This window comes from Paenibacillus sp. FA6 (genome assembly GCF_051550225.1).
Lineage (GTDB): Bacteria > Bacillota > Bacilli > Paenibacillales > Paenibacillaceae > Paenibacillus_AQ.
Genome location: NZ_CP188820.1, coordinates 1,591,337 through 1,611,351, shown reverse-complemented (window position 1 = coordinate 1,611,351; position 20,015 = coordinate 1,591,337). Strand labels below are relative to the sequence as shown.

Annotated in this window: 17 protein-coding genes and 1 CRISPR repeat array; of the genes, 5 read left to right on the top strand and 12 right to left on the bottom strand. The window is 39.5% G+C overall.

The features are described 5' to 3' along the window. Positions 1–4 precede the first annotated feature (4 nt). Both ACP8HI_RS07400 and ACP8HI_RS07395 read right to left on the bottom strand, forming a co-directional pair. Positions 5–343 (bottom strand): antibiotic biosynthesis monooxygenase, encoded by a 339-nt coding sequence (locus ACP8HI_RS07400; RefSeq protein WP_438351739.1) that lies wholly within the window; start codon positions 341–343, stop codon positions 5–7. Positions 344–457: 114 nt separating this feature from the next. After that, complete coding sequence (locus ACP8HI_RS07395) at positions 458–2,179, bottom strand: ABC transporter ATP-binding protein (RefSeq protein WP_438350469.1); 1,722 nt, start codon at positions 2,177–2,179, stop codon at positions 458–460. Between the two features lie 192 nt (positions 2,180–2,371). On the opposite strand from ACP8HI_RS07395, the gene ACP8HI_RS07390 reads away from it, so the two are divergent. From ACP8HI_RS07390 to ACP8HI_RS07380, 3 genes are read left to right on the top strand one after another with little or no spacing between them, the layout of a single operon-like run. Beyond that, positions 2,372–3,466, top strand: a complete 1,095-nt coding sequence (locus ACP8HI_RS07390; RefSeq protein ID WP_438350468.1) for an endospore germination permease — start codon at positions 2,372–2,374, stop codon at positions 3,464–3,466. Beyond that, the gene (locus ACP8HI_RS07385) at positions 3,463–4,947 is read left to right on the top strand and encodes a spore germination protein (RefSeq protein ID WP_438350467.1); all 1,485 of its coding nucleotides are present in this window, start codon (positions 3,463–3,465) and stop codon (positions 4,945–4,947) included. The genes ACP8HI_RS07390 and ACP8HI_RS07385 overlap by 4 nt, the downstream gene beginning before the upstream one ends. Beyond that, on the top strand, positions 4,944–6,092 hold the full coding sequence (locus ACP8HI_RS07380; RefSeq protein WP_438350466.1) for a Ger(x)C family spore germination protein: 1,149 nt from the start codon (positions 4,944–4,946) through the stop codon (positions 6,090–6,092). The genes ACP8HI_RS07385 and ACP8HI_RS07380 overlap by 4 nt, the downstream gene beginning before the upstream one ends. Positions 6,093–6,095: 3 nt before the next feature. Here the strand turns inward: ACP8HI_RS07380 and ACP8HI_RS07375 are convergent, their stop codons facing one another. Further along, positions 6,096–7,376: a voltage-gated chloride channel family protein gene (locus ACP8HI_RS07375; protein WP_438350465.1), complete on the bottom strand. Its 1,281-nt coding sequence runs from the start codon at positions 7,374–7,376 to the stop codon at positions 6,096–6,098. A gap of 163 nt (positions 7,377–7,539) precedes the next feature. On the opposite strand from ACP8HI_RS07375, the gene ACP8HI_RS07370 reads away from it, so the two are divergent. Next, complete coding sequence (locus tag ACP8HI_RS07370; RefSeq protein WP_438350464.1) at positions 7,540–8,238, top strand: DsbA family oxidoreductase; 699 nt, start codon at positions 7,540–7,542, stop codon at positions 8,236–8,238. A gap of 148 nt (positions 8,239–8,386) precedes the next feature. Here the strand turns inward: ACP8HI_RS07370 and ACP8HI_RS07365 are convergent, their stop codons facing one another. Next, the gene (locus tag ACP8HI_RS07365) at positions 8,387–9,181 is read right to left on the bottom strand and encodes a hypothetical protein (RefSeq protein WP_438350463.1); all 795 of its coding nucleotides are present in this window, start codon (positions 9,179–9,181) and stop codon (positions 8,387–8,389) included. Between the two features lie 49 nt (positions 9,182–9,230). Further along, the gene (gene glf, locus ACP8HI_RS07360; protein ID WP_438350462.1) at positions 9,231–10,355 is read right to left on the bottom strand and encodes a UDP-galactopyranose mutase; all 1,125 of its coding nucleotides are present in this window, start codon (positions 10,353–10,355) and stop codon (positions 9,231–9,233) included. Between the two features lie 314 nt (positions 10,356–10,669). On the opposite strand from glf, the gene ACP8HI_RS07355 reads away from it, so the two are divergent. Next, a complete protein-coding gene (locus tag ACP8HI_RS07355) occupies positions 10,670–11,197 on the top strand; it encodes a hypothetical protein (RefSeq protein ID WP_438350461.1) in 528 nt (175 codons plus the stop codon). Positions 11,198–11,311: 114 nt separating this feature from the next. Here the strand turns inward: ACP8HI_RS07355 and ACP8HI_RS07350 are convergent, their stop codons facing one another. From ACP8HI_RS07350 to ACP8HI_RS07320, 7 genes are all read right to left on the bottom strand, one after another. Continuing rightward, positions 11,312–11,761 (bottom strand): CBS domain-containing protein, encoded by a 450-nt coding sequence (locus ACP8HI_RS07350; RefSeq protein WP_438350460.1) that lies wholly within the window; start codon positions 11,759–11,761, stop codon positions 11,312–11,314. Between the two features lie 407 nt (positions 11,762–12,168). Beyond that, on the bottom strand, positions 12,169–13,080 hold the full coding sequence (murB, locus tag ACP8HI_RS07345; RefSeq protein ID WP_438350459.1) for a UDP-N-acetylmuramate dehydrogenase: 912 nt from the start codon (positions 13,078–13,080) through the stop codon (positions 12,169–12,171). Positions 13,081–13,304: 224 nt separating this feature from the next. Beyond that, a complete protein-coding gene (locus ACP8HI_RS07340) occupies positions 13,305–15,746 on the bottom strand; it encodes an EAL domain-containing protein (protein ID WP_438350458.1) in 2,442 nt (813 codons plus the stop codon). A 187-nt stretch (positions 15,747–15,933) separates the two neighbouring features. Continuing rightward, on the bottom strand, positions 15,934–16,425 hold the full coding sequence (locus ACP8HI_RS07335) for a hypothetical protein (protein WP_438350457.1): 492 nt from the start codon (positions 16,423–16,425) through the stop codon (positions 15,934–15,936). A gap of 170 nt (positions 16,426–16,595) precedes the next feature. Continuing rightward, positions 16,596–17,376: direct repeats of the CRISPR family, unit length 33 nt; unit sequence ATTTCAATCCACGCACTCTCGTGAGAGTGCGAC. 498 nt (positions 17,377–17,874) lie between these two features. Next, positions 17,875–18,195 carry a hypothetical protein gene (locus ACP8HI_RS07330; protein ID WP_438350456.1) on the bottom strand — a complete coding sequence of 107 codons (321 nt, stop codon included), beginning with the start codon at positions 18,193–18,195 and terminating at the stop codon, positions 17,875–17,877. A 23-nt stretch (positions 18,196–18,218) separates the two neighbouring features. After that, positions 18,219–18,971 carry an exodeoxyribonuclease III gene (locus tag ACP8HI_RS07325; RefSeq protein WP_438350455.1) on the bottom strand — a complete coding sequence of 251 codons (753 nt, stop codon included), beginning with the start codon at positions 18,969–18,971 and terminating at the stop codon, positions 18,219–18,221. Between the two features lie 44 nt (positions 18,972–19,015). Next, positions 19,016–19,936 carry an aminoglycoside phosphotransferase family protein gene (locus ACP8HI_RS07320; RefSeq protein WP_438351738.1) on the bottom strand — a complete coding sequence of 307 codons (921 nt, stop codon included), beginning with the start codon at positions 19,934–19,936 and terminating at the stop codon, positions 19,016–19,018. Positions 19,937–20,015 lie beyond the last annotated feature (79 nt).

The window sequence follows — 20,015 nt, the reverse complement described above, 5'->3', positions numbered from 1 at the left end:
TGTGCTATTGATTATTAAATGCTTTCCCACGCTTGATCTTCTTCGTCTCATACATACTCACTGATGAGCTTATTATATACTCAGGCGTAACATTCCCTTTCTTTTGGCGATGACCTTGGATATGGACATCACTTTTCTCCCAATTCTTCCATGCTTCCTCTGATTCCCAGCGAATCATGACCATAACCTCTTCATTTTCTTTACTTCTTTTTTTCACAAGAATACTAATATCTATTAGCCCATCCATACCTTCTACTGGACTTTCTTGGCTAAATCTTTCAACAACCTTCTCTGAGTTACCCTTCTCTACCACGATCGTTCTAGTCTGAATAAGTACATGAATCCCTCCATAATTATATTTTATTCACTATATAAGATTGTTCAAAAAGTCATCTTTTGATCACGAAGTATATCCAGAAGCTTACTCGAACTCGAACTATATAAGTGGTTCAAATCGTCATACATCAAAATTGAATTGAGCATCATGCAATCTACTATACGTACCGCCAGCTGCTACCAGCTCTTTGTGATTCCCTTGTTCCGAAATTCCTTCTTCTGTAACGACAACAATACGGTCTGCATTCTTAATCGTCGCCAGACGATGCGCGATGACTAATGTAGTACGACCAACTGATAATTCAGCAAGGGATTGTTGAATCGCTGCTTCGGTCTCCGTATCAAGCGCTGAAGTGGCTTCATCCAGAATGAGAATAGGCGGGTTTTTAAGGAACATTCGTGCAATCGAAAGTCTTTGCTTCTGTCCACCAGATAATTTCACACCACGTTCACCAATCAGTGTATCTAGCCCTTCACTCTGTGACAGAATAATCTCTTCCAATTGCGCTCGTTTAGCTGCAGCCCAAATCTCTGTTTCAGTTGCATCAAGCTTTCCATAGGCAATGTTCTCCCGTATGCTTCCATCAAATAAGAATACATCTTGCTGGACAATCCCAATCTGCTTACGCAACGATTCAAGTTTCATTTCTCTTATATCCAACCCATCTACTGTGATACTTCCAGACTTCACTTCATAAAAGCGGGGCAATAGACTGCATATCGTAGTCTTACCCGCTCCAGATGGTCCAACAAATGCTACCGTTTGTCCAGCAACAATGTTTAAACTAATATCATTCAGAACATTCTTCTTGTTCTCATAGCCGAATGTCACATGCTTAAATTGAATGTCACCTTTTAGATGATCAACATGGACTGCACTCGGACGATCAGCTACATCTGGCTCTGTATCAAGTAAATCGGTGTATCGTCTGAAGCCTGCAATCCCTTTGGGATACGTTTCGATCACTTGGTTAATCATCTTAATAGGATCTAAGAACACATTGGACAACAATACAAAAGCAATAAATTCACCATGTGTCATCTGTCCTTCAATGACAAACCAGGTACCACATCCGAGGACAAACAATGAAACCGAACGCATAAGTATGTAACTTACGGATGAATTCAAAGCCATAATGCGATACGCAATCAACTTCGTCTGACGGAATCGCCCGTTATTTACTGCAAACCGACTTTTCTCATGAGCTTCATTCGAGAATGCTTGTACGACACGAATACCACTTACATTGTTCTCAACACGAGCATTAAAGTCAGCAATATCTGCAAACATACGATTAAAAGCTCGTGTCATTTTTTTACTGAAATAGATAGACAGATAAATAAGAAATGGAACAATCACGAATGTAAGCACTGCTAATTGCCAATTGATAGAGAGCATTAAGAGGAACGCACCCACCAATGTCATGACAGCAATAAATAAATCCTCAGGACCGTGGTGAGCAATCTCCCCAATATCCATCAAATCATTCGTCATTCTGGATACGAGATGGCCTGTCTTCGTGTTATCGAAGAACCGAAAAGAAAGCTTCTGGACATGATCAAATAATTTTTTTCTCATATCAGTTTCAATGTTGATACCCAACATATGACCCCAATAGGAAACAACATAGCGTAGTGCAGAACTCAGGATATAAATTCCTAACAAGACGGCACACGCCCAAATGATAGTATTCCAATTCCCCCCTGGAAGATAATCATCTAACACCTTATTCACAGCAAGTGGAAAAACTAATTCCAGCAACGCTGCAAAGACTGCACAGCCAAAGTCCAATATGAAAAGTCCTTTATATGGCTGATAATATGAAAAAAATCGACGTAACACTGAGAACCACCTTTCTTTACATGATATTGATTATCATTCTCGTAAGTATCTATACTATATTCAATTTCACATTTTGGCAATGACCAAATCCAACTTAATAACTAACCTTCCTCCATCTGTCTACATATTAATTGAAATTACGGGTATTCTAACCAGCAGGAATAAGATGCTATGTATGAAGGGGATACAGAAGTGAATTCTTCAATCGGTAAAATAAGTTTTATACAAGTAGCTATGATCTTGTTGTTAATGAATGGACTAATGACCCACATCATTCTCAATCCAATGCTCTTAGATGTATCGGGAAGAGATGCATGGATTACCGTGTTACTGTCCTCTCTTGTTTGTCTGCCATGGTGTGTAATTATTGTCATCATCATGAAGAAATCAGGACAACAGAAATTGCTTCCATGGCTTATTCAACGTACGAATCCCATCATAGCCTGGATTAGCGTGATTCCTATCTGTATACAACTATATTTAATTGGTGGAACGACAGTAATTCACACCGTGACATGGATCTTTGTTGGCTATTTGCCTGCTACTCCAAGACTTGTACTCATTGTCCCATTAGTTCTTACGTGCTTTTACTGTGCTAAATTAGGAATCCAGACGATTGCCATAGGAGCTGGAATCTTACTACCGTTTGTCATGGCTCTCGGGATATTTGTATCCGTAGCAAATACGCCCCGGAAAAACTACGCTTTATTGAAGCCTTTCGTAGAACATGGATGGGGACCTGTATTCGAAGGTATGGTGTATATGGGAGGAGCATTCACAGAATTAATTGTCCTCGTAGTGTTACAACATCATTTAAAAACAAAGATTCGTTACTGGCAGCTCATGATACTCGCAGTTCTCCTACTTGGCATAACCCTTGGACCAATCATTGGAGCCCTCACAGAATTTGGACCTATCGAGGCAGCCAAACAATTTGCGTCACCTTATGAACAATGGCGTCTCGTCAAATTAGGTGAGTATATCGAACATATAGACTTTCTTTCCATATTCCAATGGTTAGCGGGTGCCACCATTCGAATTAGTCTTGTTCAATTTCTACTGTCTGATCTACTTCCCTTTAAAAATCAGGTCATTCGAACTCGTTTCCTTCTTCTCATTGCGACAAGTTATATACTACTAAGCCTTTTACCCATTAATCAGGAAACATTTTATCAGTGGGCCTATAAAGTATATGTTCCTGTTTCCTTATGGATAAATGTGATTCTCTCGATCATATGGCTCTATATTGCGTTATTTACTAAACCACCAAAGGGGGAAGTAACTTGAATTTCTCTAAGGAAGAAGAAGCAGAATTGAATTGGTCTGAACAGAAATTGAGAGATTTATTTGAAAAATCAAAAGATATTATTACTTTCACACATCAATTTGATGAGTCTGAATCATCTACTGTCGTATTGATATATAGTGAGGGCACGGTAGAATCTAGTCTTATAAGCCGTACTGTCCTGCCAGAACTACAGTCGTTGTATCGAGAAAATAATGAGTTTGTAGTTCATAAAGGTAAAATGTTTGGAGAGTTACAACTTGAACCACTTGAGAACAATGCTTCAGAGGATACCCTCTGCGGGTTATTATTTGAAGGAAATCTGATCATTCTAGTTCCACATGTTAATTCATTCTTCACTTTCAATATGAGTAAACTTCCACAAAGATCTCCTGAGGAATCAAGCACAGAAATATCAATTAAAGGTCCTAAAGATGGTTTTGTAGAAAGTATTGTTGTCAATATTGCCCTTATTCGCAAGCGAATACGGAGTAAGTCTCTATGCTACGAAGGATATGTTCTGGGAACAAGAACTAAAACCAAAGTTGGTTTACTGTATTTCGATGATATTATCTCTCCCAAGATTCTGAAGGAAGTCAAACGAAGATTAGACAATATTGATGTCGATGGAATATATAGTATTGGTCAGCTTGAAGAAATGTTATCTGATTCCAAATATTCTCTCTTTCCATTACTTGACTTTACCGGTCGTCCAGACTTCACGGTTAATTGTTTACTGAATGGGAGATTTGTCATTATTATTGATGGCAGTCCTATGGTTTTAATTGGGCCCGGAACATTCACATTGCTATTAAAATCGCCAGAAGATATCCATTTCAATTTTTATTATGTCTCTTTTGTTCGGATAATCCGTGCGATTAGTTTCTTCTTGTCGATTCTACTTCCAGGGTTTTGGGTAGCTTTAACAGCATCACATCAGGATCAGATTCCTTTCTATTTAATGGCGACTATAGCCACTGCAAGGTTAGGAATCCCTTTCCCAGTAGCCTTAGAAATGTTCTTACTTATCATCCTCCTAGAGATTTTTCGTGAAGCAGGCGTCCGTTTACCTAGTTCAATTGGACAGACCCTGACTGTCATTGGTGGGTTAATTATTGGTGATGCTTCTATTCGAGCTGGTCTAGTGTCGCCATCTGTCGTTGTCGTTGGGGCGATTACAGCCGTGTCAGGTGTAGCCTTAGTTAATCAAACTTTAAGTTCCATGGTTAGTATTGTGCGATTGGGATTATTCTTTTTAGCAGCTTTACTAGGTTTATATGGACTGATCTTAGGATCTATCCTTCTCGTAATTTATATGTCTAGGCTAAAGAGCTTCGGAGTCCCATATTTGTCTCCTCTTTCACCTCCAATTTATAAAGATATGATAGCCACTTTGTTTCGTTTACCATGGATTAAAACTAAGGACAGACCCACTGATTTACACACGATAGACTCTGATCATCAAGGAGATGATCCCGTATGATTTATTGTAGAAGGATTGTATGGCTAATTACGATGATGGCATTGTTACCAGGATGCTGGGACTCCTATCAAATTCAGAATATGGCCTATGTCACAGCTATTGGTTATGACTACGTCGATGGGCAGTATGTCTCTTATGTACAAGTTCTTAACTTCAGCAATGTTGCCAAGACGGAAGGAGCAGAACTGGGGAAGAATATACCTGTTTGGATTGGAAAAGGGGAAGGAAAGACCGTCACAGATTCCTTAATCTCACTCTATCAAACATCACAGAAGAGATTGTACTGGGGTCATGTCAAAGCCATTGTCTTTTCGGAGAATGTATTAAAACATGGCATTAAAGACGTGGAGGATTCTATGCTCCGCTATCGAGAATTCAGGTATAACGTTCTGATATATGGTACAAAAGAGCCCATTCAGGATATCCTTACTCAGAAATCCATTCTCAACCATTCCCCGATCGAGACGATCATGAGTACCCCAGAGGAAGTCTACTCCCAGTGGTCGTTTATTAAACCAATCTATATTAATACATTGATTGCTAGCTTAAACGAACATAACCTATCTTCAAAGATACCATCACTTTCTATAGATAAAAGTGCATGGCATGAGGATACCAAGGATAAACCAATGTTGAGAATTAACGGAATATATTTTATAAATAATTATAAATTATCAGGTTGGCTGCATGAAGATGATCTAAAGGGATACCGTTGGCTACAAAAAGGACTTATAAGAACGCCCATTAGTATTCCTTCTGAAGGTCCTCCAACGGCAACGATCATATTACGCAAACCCCGTTTCCAAATTACTCCACAAATTGTAGGTGAAAAAGTTAAATACAACATTAAGGTTACAACAAAAGCCTATATTGAAGACATGCAAGAACCACTCACGGATCAAAATTTGGATAAAGAAGTGGAAAAGGCGATTGTATCCGAAATAAAAGACACCTATAAAAAGGGTCTGAAGCAACAATGTGATGTATTTAGATTGGAAGAATCTCTTTTTCGTTCAAATCCTCAAAAATTTAAGGAGATATATCAAAATACGGATAATAAATCCTTGTTGACAGAAGATAGTCTCCAAAATATCGATGTTAAAGTTCATTTACTCAGTTCTGGGCTATATAAACAAAGACCTTGATATTCATTTTCCTTCTGGGATCTTCAACGGAGGGATCTTAGATACACCGATCATTTGAGAAGTATATATCCCAGAATGGCCGGAGAATAAGTAACTTACCAAGCATGCGATAAACATAAATAGGGCACCCTCAGAACCAAATAACTCGATCCCCATTAGAAAACAAGCAAGTGGTGTGTTCGTTGCTCCGCAAAATACAGCAATGAATCCTAATGCAGCTAGAAAAGGGGCATATAGTTGAAGCACCCCTGCTAATGAATTCCCAAGTGTGGCACCAATCGCGAATAATGGTGTCACTTCACCACCTTGGAATCCTGCTCCGAGAGTAACCGAAGTGAAGACTAGCTTCCCAAGGAATGCGAAAGGTGGAACGTTTCCCTCGAAAGATTGAGATATTAATGGAACTCCTAATCCCAAATAATCTCGAGATCCAATCGCATAAACCATGAGGATAATGATTATTCCACCAACAGCAGTTTTGAGCATCGGATTATGAAAGAAGAAAGCAAAGGTTTTTTTGAAAAAGTGAGTTAACTCGCTGAAGATCATACTGGTTAAGCCAAAACAGACAGAAGCAACAATAACTTTCAGTAGTACCATTAATGTAAGTGAAGGAACAGTGCCCATTTGAAATGGTACATGTGTGACTCCCCATAAATTCATCGCGACCCAATTTCCTGTGAAACTTGCTATAAAACAAGGAATTAACGCATCATATCGCATCATGCCTAAGACGATCACCTCTAATGCGAAGACCGCACCTGCTATCGGTGTTCCGAATATCGATCCAAAGCCCCCACTAATACCGCACATAAGCAGGATTTTCCGATCCAAGGGTCCTACCTTTATCCATTTGCCGAACTGCTCTGCTAAGCTCCCACCCATCTGGATTGCTGTACCTTCTCGCCCTGCCGAACCACCCAAAAGATGTGTTACTAACGTTCCAAATAAGACAAGCGGAGTCAGTCGTAAAGGGACAGTCTCATAATCCTTCTCTTGGATTTGTTCAATGATCAGATTGTTGCCTTTAGCGCTATTCTTGCCATATTTATAATACAAGTAACTTACGAACGCTCCACCTAATGGGAGTAAGAATAACAACCATGGATTTGTTATTCTTACATTGCTTACATATTCAAGGCTCTTCAGAAATATCGCTGAAGCACTACCTGTTAATAAACCAACTACACCACCAAAGAATATCCATTTAAGGAAGGAACGTAACAACGACACCTGAATAAATCGTTCCGAGCCATTCAACCCAATCTTCCGTATCCAATTCATTCCAGTATGACCTACCTTCTCACGTCCAAATAAGCTCTATTCCCGAAATTTTAGATCATATAGAATTGCATGTCAATTATATTTAGCCATATCTTGGTGAAGGTTGATTTATTGATCTGTAATCATTATGATGATAGATAGAAAGTATAGAGGAGGCTACGTTATGACAATGAAAGTAGAGTTCTGGTCTGATATTGCATGTCCATGGTGTTATATAGGAAAAAGAAGGTTTGAAAAAGCATTATCTCAATTCGAACATCGCGATGAGATCGAGGTAATCTGGCGTAGTTTCGAGCTTGACCCTTCCACACCACGTCAAGGTAAGGATCTTATTGACTCCTTATCTAAGAAGATGGGTAGATCGGTAGATGAGGTGAAACAAATGATGGCTCAAATTACAACGCTTGCTGCGAAAGATGGACTTGAGTATCGATTTGATCTCATGAAATCCAGTAATACCTTTGATGCCCATCGGTTAATCCACTATGCTGCCACTCAAGGGCTTGTGGACGAAGTTAGCGAACAACTGTATCATGCCTATTTCACTGAAGGTTTGCTGGTTAGTGACATCAACGCTCTTCTTCAAGTGGCTGTGAAGGCGGGTCTTAAGGAGACTGAAACTCGACAAATGTTAGAGAGCGACAAGTATTCTGATGAAGTGCGATCCGATGAGAGTCGGGCACAATCTCTACAAGTGAGTGGTGTTCCGTTTGTACTTGCTAATGAAAAATATGAAATATCTGGAGCACAACCAACCGAAGTATTCCTCGATGCCCTTCGTCAAGCATGGAATGATGCTCACCCAATTACCGTTGTAGGCGGTGCTGGGAATAGTTGTGATGATGGGAATTGTCTTATATAACATACGCTTACCAAAAAAGTTCCTCATGTTTCTCTACGAGGAACTTTTTTTGGTTACGCTATTTGGGATCGTTAGATCAATACAACACACTAGGTTGCCGGAGATTAGAAACGGCAGTCTTTATTGAAGTATTCGGCAAGTTAACTCGTTATTTTGCGTTTTTCATAATCCAATCGCGGACACGATTGCTTTTAACCGGATGAACAAACATAAACTCTCCTTTTTTCAGCGCCTTTTTCACATCTTTTTTTCTAAGCTCAGGCTTCCAATGATTATATTGTTTGAAAGATATGGGATATGTGCGTGTTTTAGCACCACATTTATTTGCTAATGTTGGATAGATCATCTCGCCCAATGATTCTACCGGACTTTTGGCTAATAATTTTTCTAAGTTCTCTCCATCAACTATCTTCAGGATCTTCTGGATTATTGTATAACTATAGGTTTGAAATGGGTTCGATGTTTTGCAGAAATATTTTTCTTTAAAATATTTCTCCCACCGCTTCCAATCTTTAAACATAGACTTCGTTCCCGGAGATCTTGGGTAATCTTTTTTAGGATTATATTTTCTCCAATGCTGCCCCATAAAGTCGTACCCTTTCATTTTTTTATAAAGATATCTACTAAACCCATCTTTTATAAACATCGTATCTGATTCCAAGTAGACCAGATAGTCATAAGAAATATTCAGAGACTTCAGCCATCTGGTGACATCATATAAGACTCTCCCGGTTTTTCTGTATTTTAAGGGACTGCTATAAGAACATAACTTTACTTCCTTGTACTTTAGGCAGACCTCATTGCCGAATTCTTTATTCGGGCCCCCGTTATATAATACAATAAAGTAGTCTCCTTTAATAAAACGACGAATATTTTCTATTTGATCCATCACAGCCTTCTCGTTTTCATGTGCTACCAATGAAAAACAGATCATGAGTTTCATCCTCCTAATTATACTTTTTGTTAACAACCATTATCATGAAGCCATGAAATTAAATGCTCTTTTCTGCTATTTGTTTATACAGTGTTAACGCCCGTGCTACAGCCTGATCCATATTGTAGTATTTATAATCTGCCAGCCGCCCTGCAAAAAGCACTTTATCTTTGATTTGTTCCGCTTCCTTTACATATTCGCTATAGAGCTGACGGTTCTCTGCGCGCGGAATGGGGTAGTAGGGTTCGTTATTTGGATTGTCTTCCATCGGATAAACAGTGGTTATTGTTGTATGCGGCGAGATTTGACCAGTGAGGTGCTTTGTTTCAAGAATGCGTGTAAATTCATACTCATTAGTGTAATTGATAGTTCCGGCCTCCTGATAATATTCTTGATTTAAGGTCTCGAACTCGAAGCGAAGACTACGGTAAGGCAGGCGCCCATGCTTGTAATTAAAGAAGGCATCTATAGGTCCGGTATAGATCATACGATTAAACTTGATATCTTCTATGACTTCACGATAGTCCGTGTTCAAGAGAACGCTAATATTAGGATGTTTTAGCATTCGACTAAAGAGATCTGCGTAGCTATGCTTCGGAATGCCTTGATAGGTGTCTTGGAAATAGCGGTTATCCCTGCTGATATAAACCGGTACTCGCGCAGTGACTGAAGGATCCAACTCATCCGGCTTCAACTGCCAATGTTTAAGGGTATAGTGATAAAATACTTTTTTATAAATATATTCAGCCAATAAGATGAGGTCTCCGCTTGCGCTTTCCCGAAGTTTTAGTATGGGTACCTTCACGCCGTAACCGTAATGTTGGATAAGCAAATCCTCAAGCTTTTCCGCGTACTTGGGGGGGAAAAGAGCATAGATGGAGTTTAGATTAAATGGAACAGGAACTTTCTTGCCATCCACTACGGCTAACACATGATGAAAATAAGGTCTCCACTCCGTAAATTTCGAAAGATAGTTCCATACCATATGGGAGTTGGTGTGAAACGTGTGCGAACCATATTTGTGGATCAAGATGCCGTCCTGATTATAGCAGTCGTAAGAGTTTCCCCCGATATGATCTCTCTGCTCTATCAATAATACTTTTTGATTCAGTTCAGAAGCGATCCTCTCAGCCAATGTAGCTCCAGTAAATCCAGCACCGACAATCACCCAATCTACTTTCACGTATATCACCCCTCTATATCAATTAGTCTGGTACATCTACAATTTAATATATTCAAAATAATATAAGAGGTGCTGTGCAATAGTTTGTTTTTACAAAACTATGTAATATCTGATTTTCCCCCACAATGGTTGAAGTCATTTAGTTGGATAAAACCATTGCCCGAAAGGAAGTAAATATTTGAAAACGCAATATCATACGAAAATCGAAGAAGCTGGAAACAAGCCGGACTTCCAAATTGCCCATAGGATTCACAACGTATCCTCGTCTGAATATGATACTATTAATAGTTTGTTTTTCAGAAAGGATGGTAGCAATGAGTGAGAATTATATAAAACCAAGTGATCTGGATGTCATTGTGAAGTGGATCAAAAAAGTAGAGGAAATGGATGCTATTCAGAAGAAATTCAGTATTAGACATGCCACTCGTAAATTAAAGCTTTCATATAAAGTCATTGGTACAGGAAAAAGCAGGATTGTATTTGACCTAAAAAGCGGATTTGTATTGAAAATTGGCTATTCGGTAAAAGGTATAAAAGATAATGCATCAGAAGCCGTATTATATGAATCCTCAATACCGACGATCAAAGATTATCTTTCTAAAGTAGTTGACCATGGTCATGGCTGGTGCGTAATGGAGAAGATTAATATGTCGGTAGTTTCAGATACGAAAAAAAACAGGGATTTAGTTTACAAATTGCGAGATGAATTTTTAAGAGAGGGGATAACACCAAATGATTTAACTAACAGAAGAAATGATGAACCAAGATGGAAAAATTTCAACATCGATAAAAATGGTCGAATTGTTGTTATTGATTATGCAAACTTTAAAAATAGTAGGTAACTCCATCAGGGAAAGGGGCATCTATTACCTTAACTAGAAGCACAACAAAAAAACTGTCCGTGATGAGACAGCCCTGCCCCTTGCCATATAGGTGTGAAATATAGTTTTAATAAATTAGAGGCTCAGTAAGTCTGATACTTTAAGGACACCGCTAAGTTTTCCTTGCTTTGTCATCATGATATATTCCCCAAGACTATGTTCCTGACGTCTATCTAACTCCTCGCGTATGGATTGAACATGAGTTCCCTCCTCTACAATGAGTGGGTTCCGATTCATCAGCTTGGTTACAGGTTCCATATACAGACTATCCATTCCCATAGGACCGATTAATCGCAAATAAAATTTACTGCAGTTCACAAGTCCTACAGGCTGATCTGCTTCGTTACAGACCACAATGCATTCCGCTTCTGGATGAGCGAACAAAACGCGTAATGTATCTTTACATTTCTGATTCGTATAAACGTGGGGACTATCTTGAATGAACTTGGAGAGTAGATAAAAGGAGAGGCTTTGATCATCCTTAGTCACTAACTGTGGACGTTTATAAAGAACAATGGCTGTCATGGTGAATCACCCTTTCCTTTTTATGCTTACAGCTCTATTTTAAACTTGAATTATCAAATCTAATACTAGTATTGATTAACTTCATATTAAATCTTATCTCAGCAAATAAAACAAACTACAGAGGAAATGATTTGATGGAACAAGAAGATATCGATCAGGTCCACTTTAAGATATCTCAAATCAATATTAGGTATTCTGAGGAATCTAATCTTGATGAAGTCTCACTAAATACAGCTAGAGCTGAATACATCGTGTCTTTGGAATAAAGCCTACAATAATCAAATGAGTATGTCCGGATCATCTTAGAAATTGCACCCCAAAGAAGCTACCGAAATTTCGATAGCTTCTTTGGTATACATCTATTCCGGTATGAATCATGTTGACTCATTATTTAAGTGAGTTCAATATTATTCTTCACCAATAAACTTAACTTCTGTTTCCAAATCGATATCAAATTTAGCTTTAACGGTGTCTCTCACATGATGAACTAGACCAATATAATCGCTTGCAGTAGCGTTATCTACATTAACTATAAATCCAGCATGCTTCGTTGATACCTCTGCTCCACCGATTCTTACACCTTGTAAGCCGCTCTCTTGGATCAACTGACCTGCAAACCGATTAGGAGGACGCTTAAATACGCTCCCGCACGAAGGGTACTCTAAAGGTTGCTTCGACTCTCTCAAGTGTGTTAATTCATCCATCTTTTCTTTTATTGAGGTATAATCACCGGATTGCAAGGCAAATCTTGCTTCTAGTATGGTATACAGTCCACCCGCAAAAATACTCTTTCTATAACCCAGTGCCATGTCCTCTCGCTTTATGGTCAATAAGTTCCCGCTGGAATCCACCACAAGAGCGTCTATGAGCACATCAGCAACTTCTCCTCCATAAGCTCCAGCATTCATATAAAGTGCCCCACCTACGGTACCCGGTATGCCACAAGCAAATTCTAGTCCAGTCAAGTGCTCACCCAAAGCCATTCGTGATGCTTGTATAATAGATGCCCCACTTTGAGCACATAATATATGTTCAGAAACCGTCATTTCCTCTAACTTTGTCATCTGAAGAACAATCCCTCGAATGCCTCCATCGCGAATAATGACATTCGATCCATTTCCAAGGGTTGTCATCGTAAGATTACGCTCTGCTGCATATTTAATGATACATTGAACTTCGTCATATGTAGATGGTTGAACACGAATATCCGCATTCCCACCCATTTGGGTATATACATGATCCTTTAAAGTTTCATGACACTGAATTTCCGCTAACGGGATTAGTGACTTCAATTCCTTGTAAACCTGACTTATCTCCATTTCTGTACTCCTCTTCCAAGTTATAAGATCTTTTGCCTATGTTATATCTTATTTTAACATAACATGATAAATGACGTTAATCTATGCCCGCTTTCACAGCTTCTTGATTCTAACCAAATACATTCATAATAGACAGCCCCTTCTTTCAAACTACATAGATAGCTTTTTTCGCATAAAATAGTCCCCACCTATTGACAGGCTGGGGACCTAAGTATGAATAACTATCACTGTTCATTCCGATTCAACGGCACTAAATACAATCGCTCTATTTCACTGGCAGGTATCGGCTTGCTGAAATAATACCCTTGAATTTCATCACATCCGTTCTCCATTAACAATTGCAGCTGTTCCTTCGTCTCAACGCCCTCCGCAATAACATTCATCTTGAGATTATGCGCCATAGCAATAATCGTTGCTACGATCGCCCGATCATCATCATTTATCGTGATATCCTTAATGAAAGAACGGTCAATTTTGAGCTTATGAATAGGAAACATTTTTAAGTAGCTAAGTGAGCTGTAGCCGGTTCCGAAATCATCCATACTAAGTCGTATGCCAAGACCCGACAGCTCACGCAAAATTTGACTAGATCGAACAACATCCATCATCATACTTTCCGTTATTTCAAGTTCCAGGAACTCCGGCGATAATCCGGTCTCGGTCAATATGTTCTTTACCTCTCTTACGAGATGCTTCTGATGGAATTGCTGAGTGGAGAGATTTACCGATACAGGAATCTTCCAACTATATTGCTGCTCCCACCGCTTCATTTGCAGGCATGCTTCTCGCAATACCCAAGCACCAATTTCATCGATTAATCCCGTCTCTTCAGCAATAGGAATAAATATTCCCGGCGCAATGATTCCTTTCTCAGGATGATTCCATCTTAATAAGGCTTCTATTCCGATAATTTGCATCGTTCTTTGGTTCATCTGAGGCTGATAATGGATTAGGAGCTCATTATGTTTAATCGCTTTGCGTAGATCTGCTTCAAGCTCTACTTTCGCCATCATATGCTCATCCAATTGACTAGAATAAAACTGATAACCATTTTTTCCGTTTCGCTTCACTTCATACATTGCCGTATCTGCATTTCGGATTAATTGCTCCGCATCCTCCCCATGCTCAGGGTATATCGCGATGCCTATGCTAGCAGATACGTAGAAGTCATTGTCTTTTAGGCGATAAGGAATTTGAATGACCTCGATTAATCGCTGTGCAATCTGGGCAGGCGTATCCGCGCTCGAATCTCCATGGCAGATCAGAGTAAACTCATCTCCCCCCATCCTAGCAATCGTAACATGCATACCTATCATCGCTTGCTGCAAACGCTCTGATACCATCAGTAGAAATTGATCGCCGTAAGCATGCCCCAGCGAGTCATTAATGATTTTGAAACGATCAATATCCATGAATAGCAGAGCAAACGGAGAGTTCTCAAGACGGCATTGATGGATCGTTTCCACGAGTGTTACTTTCAAAAGCCTACGATTGGGTAAGCCGGTCAATTCATCGTGATAGGCCATCTGCTGAATCTTTTCCTTCGACCGTTTCTCCTCGCTGATGTCCCTGAATATAAGGTAAGTTCCTTTAACGTCTCCATCGACAATAACTGGAACGCTTAACGAACTCAGATGAACATGATGACCCTCACGATGAATGATTACGGTCTCCATCGTCTGTAATTCCCCTTGTTGCAAAGACGACAAGAATAATCGCCTAGCTTGCTCACGATACTGCTCAGCATGAAGCTCCAATAGAAAAGCAGCAGGCTTATTGAGATAATCGTTCAAATTGATTCCCATAATTCGATGTGCCGATGGATTGGCATCAATAATATGACTGTGAATATCAATAGTAATAATCCCATCCTGATGATTATCGTATAGCGACTTATACCAATTCTCATGATTGGTGATCTCGTCGTCCTTGCTAGTAAGGCGCTTATCAAGATATATACCGAACAAGACAAAAGCCAGAATAATTAACGTGCCTAAAGCGATTATGTAGGCAAGAACCTCTTGTTCCATCTTTATGCTCGATATTTCTACGCTCTTCCCATGACGGTACCGGGCTGCTGCCATTCCCGTATAGTGCATACCAGCAATTGCTGCCCCCATCACTAACCCGCTGCCAAGCTTATAAAGTACACCTTTCCAGGATTGTTCTTTACGAAAATAAAACGAGAGCCATAAAGCCGCAACTGAAGCAATAAACGCGATAGCTATCGACAAAGAAAACAACCAAGGTTCATAATAAATACGTACACTCATTGCTGTCATTCCGATATAATGCATCGTAGCAATACCGATTGCCATTAGTGTTCCGCCTATTAATAATCTCTTGAGACCCAGTTGATCTCGTCCAACAATATGCAGTGCAATGAACGATGCCATAACCGCAATAACGATGGATATAACGACCCATACCAAGTCATAAGAGACTGGTGCAGATAATTTGAAAGCGAGCATCCCAACAAAGTGCATCGACCAAATTCCAAATCCCATAAAAAATGCGCCGCTAATGAGCCATAGCATTCGGTTATTTCTACTTTTGGCTGCACTCACTCGTCCAGCTAAATCAAGCGCTACATATGAGGCCGCGACCGCAATAATGTAGGACAACGCTACAATCGACATATTATAGGTGCCCTGTAAATGATCCATTGAATGATCCATCGACTGTTCCCTTCCTTCGGGTCTAAGATGTGAAACTTACCTGTGAAAGCCTATACTAATTATCGGCCATAGATGAACGAAAATGAATGAAAATTTCTGAACGGATCGACGTGATTCAATTCAAAAAAAGGAAAACCACATGTAATAACCTGACGGTCATATCCAAGTGGCTTTCTTATATTTTTATATCTAGCTTATTTGTAGGTTTTTTCACCATTGTAGTTAACTTATTTCCTGAATAATCTTCAGTTAATTTATTATAGGCTTCTGACAATAACACTGTGTATTCTTCATCCTTACTGGAAAAGGCTTGATACACCTCGACTCTTGCATTTGAAATAATTTCTCTTGCTTCCTGTTTACTTCTAGCACTTTTCAATCTTAAGGCTACTTCCATTCTTCTCGTATTTGCTATCTCCGCTTTTTGTAGCTTTTCTGGATTATGTTGTATTAATAAAGACTTATCTTTCCCACTTACAAAATCACCACGAGCAATCCTTCTTGCAATACTATCTAACCTATATCCGAGGCTGGTATCTTCCATTTCTTTTAACTTAGCACTCCAAATATTTTCTGTGGAATTTTCATCTTTGGATTTAAACATTTGATTTGAATTTTTAAGCGCTTCCAATAAAACGGCCATTTCAGAACTATTATTAACTTTCATGATGATCACCTCATAAGTTATATTCTTATCCTCATTATCGGCATTATAAGGTAATGAATTGAGTGTCATCTATCTTTACGTCCTTGAAACATTAATTATCGCATCTCCATTCGATTGCTGTAACAGGAGCAGGAGGACATCTAATCTCCTGTTTACAAATCGTTGTCGGACACTTAATACACGCACTCTCGTGAGAGTGCGACTAAGTATCGCGAGGTTAAACGTAAGGCCAACGTAGGCATTTCAATCCACGCACTCTCGTGAGAGTGCGACCATCAAACTATCAACAACATAAACTCCTGCAGAAATTTCAATCCACGCACTCTCGTGAGAGTGCGACGTGGCTTTTGAGAAGGCTATGATGCAGGATGTAATTTCAATCCACGCACTCTCGTGAGAGTGCGACTTTATCGATGGGATGAATTATGTTGAAGCCATGAAAATTTCAATCCACGCACTCTCGTGAGAGTGCGACTTTTAAGCGGCCAATATTCGAACATCATCCCATTATTTCAATCCACGCACTCTCGTGAGAGTGCGACGGACGGATATCCATTACGTAGCCGATCGGTATTTCATTTCAATCCACGCACTCTCGTGAGAGTGCGACGACCCCGGCAAACGGACAATGGACACCGATTATAAATTTCAATCCACGCACTCTCGTGAGAGTGCGACCTACACCGGATCCGGTAACAGGATTTAACGCACAATGATTTCAATCCACGCACTCTCGTGAGAGTGCGACAGGATTATGCAGAACGAGATACTTATGTATCTACGATTTCAATCCACGCACTCTCGTGAGAGTGCGACAATACCGTACCCTTCTTGGCGAACTTGAATTGAAATTTCAATCCACGCACTCTCGTGAGAGTGCGACGTAGGATTGCATATCACCTCCGTTTTGTGGAATGCATTTCAATCCACGCACTCTCGTGAGAGTGCGACTGCGAAAAAGCAATATAAAAGCGTGTTTTCAACGATTTTTTAGTGTAAATAAACAAATCAACACCTTTTTATTTGCACTAAATTACAAATTCAACTTCAAAATGGTTATTTTTTTAATAATTTTTGGTGCGAACCTCCCAGGGAATTCATGTGTGCTTCGGGTTCGCACTAGAAAATCAACGACCATTAAACATGTAAACTCGGCTTTATACCTAGATGCTTGCTCTTATGTCTTTCATTGTTTCCTAGTATATCATACCTACCTATTAACCAAAATAAGGTATTGATGATGTGGAGCAAATCATTAATAGATTGGGCTATAAAGCTAATAGTATTACTAAGAAGGCTCAACACCAAGGCCGTATGGTATAAAGCCTGCAATCGCTTCCGCAGTATTATGGGCGCAAAATAAAAAATCACGCCAATAGACGTGACTTTTCTCAATATTATGGTGGAGCCGCATATGTGAGATTTTGAAAATCCGAACTCCTATGCTACTCAGAAGAAAAAGAGCTGAAGAGCACCCAATACCACTGATGCGGCTACGAATACTTTTGCGATCATCTCTTTTTTCATATACTTCAGAATAATTCCAATCACTAACAATACTCCAAAAGACGCTGCCACAATTCGCGGAATAACGAAGTTGCTCGCAAGAGCAGTAACATTCATATAGCTGATAAGAACCCCTATTACCGCTGTAATTGCAAATATCATATTACTTCTCTTGGGGTCTTGTACTAGAAACAACAACGCAATACTGGTAATACTGACAACCGCAATAACAATAAACATGATGAATAAAACTCCAAGTGCCATGATGTCGTCCCCCCCTTCGGGATTTAATCCATTATAAGAATAATTGGGCAGTGATCACTTCCCATAATTTCAAAATCGATTTGAGCATCCGTTAAGGATGACCCCATTCTAGAAGAGACTAGGAAATAATCAATTCTCCAGCCAATATTCCGCTCTCTTACCTTTGACATATAGGACCACCAAGTATAGGCATCTGTCTGATCCGGATAAAAGTATCTGAATGTATCTATAAATCCAGATCCCAACAATTCAGTCATTTTACCACGTTCTTCTGTGGTGAAGCCAGAGTTACCCCGATTGGATTGTGCATTCTTAAGATCAATCTCATGATGGGCAACATTCAGATCACCACATATAATAACAGGCTTGAGCGCGTCCAATTGCTGAATGTAGCTACGGAATCGTTCTTCCCAGCCTAGTCTCAACTCGAGTCGTGACAGATCACGCCTTGAATTGGGAGTGTATACATTCACAAGATAGAAGCTTTCGAACTCCAGCGTAATGATTCGTCCCTCAGGCTCCTCATCCTCTTCTAGACCATAGCGTACAGTAAGTGGCTTGATCTTCGTAAAAATAGCAGTGCCAGAATACCCCTTCTTAACAGCGTAATTCCAATACTGCGAATATTCATCGCCCAATTCCAGTGCAATTTGATCTTCTTGTAATTTTATTTCTTGAACACAGAATATATCCGCGTTCACTTCCCGGAAATAATCGTCAAACCCTTTTTTCACACAGGCTCTAAGCCCATTTACATTCCAAGATACCAACTTCATGACAATCTATCTCCTTACATTTCTCATTAAAGTTCACGAATTGTCTATCCCAATCCAACAGAATCTGACAAATACCAACTCGGTACGTATGTACGAAACTCATCATACCACTCCAACACACTTCCAGCTTGTTTGAGCATAATATCAATTTCTTCCTGTCCAAATGGAATCGCCCAGTGAATGGTTGAAAGTTGGTTGCTAGCAATATATAAAGCCATCACTCTGAAAAACTCATCAGGTACCTCATGATTAAAATATCCGTTGATACGACCCGATGCGAAATATCCACTTAGGCTTGCATCCCACGTAATACGATTGAACTCCTCCCATGGATCACCATCATCAACTCTATTGAAATCAATAATTCCAAGTTCACCAGAAGTAGTAACAATCATGTTTCCCACGTGATAGTCACCATGTTGAAATGACATAGTGCGCTGCTCCAATAGATATCGATTGTGTTCAATAAAATTGAATATTAATTCTACTCCATTTAAAGGAATACCACAGGCTTTATAATTGGTTATATATTTGTCTATTTTGATATTATAATATTCAGCCCATGACATTTGATTGTTCTCCGCAGGAATATCATGCATTTCTCTTAAAATCGCTCCCGCTTTTACTCCGAGTTCATATTGCTCTCTATTACTCATTGTAGGGATGACAACTGCTGCATCTTCACCAGCGACCCAAGTCAGCAAGGAATACACGGACTGGCCATGATTACATATTCCAAAATCAATCGGTCTGGACATTAAAGCATCGATATGATCAAGCTTTTTGATCGATTCATATTCCTTCTTTTTTCTCTCATATTGAGTGATATCCGACGTTCTAAGCAGCAATTTCCTACCTTCATTCGTTTTAATATAATATTTTTTGTCTTTGGACCAACCTTTATTGACCTCTTCCACCACATCCCATGTACTGGATTCCGGTATTTCACTAAAGACTTCGTTCATCATGTTACACCTCCAGATTAGACGATTCTTCCATAATTACTCTCATAAACATGTTAACTTTAGTATAGCATTGTTCGGA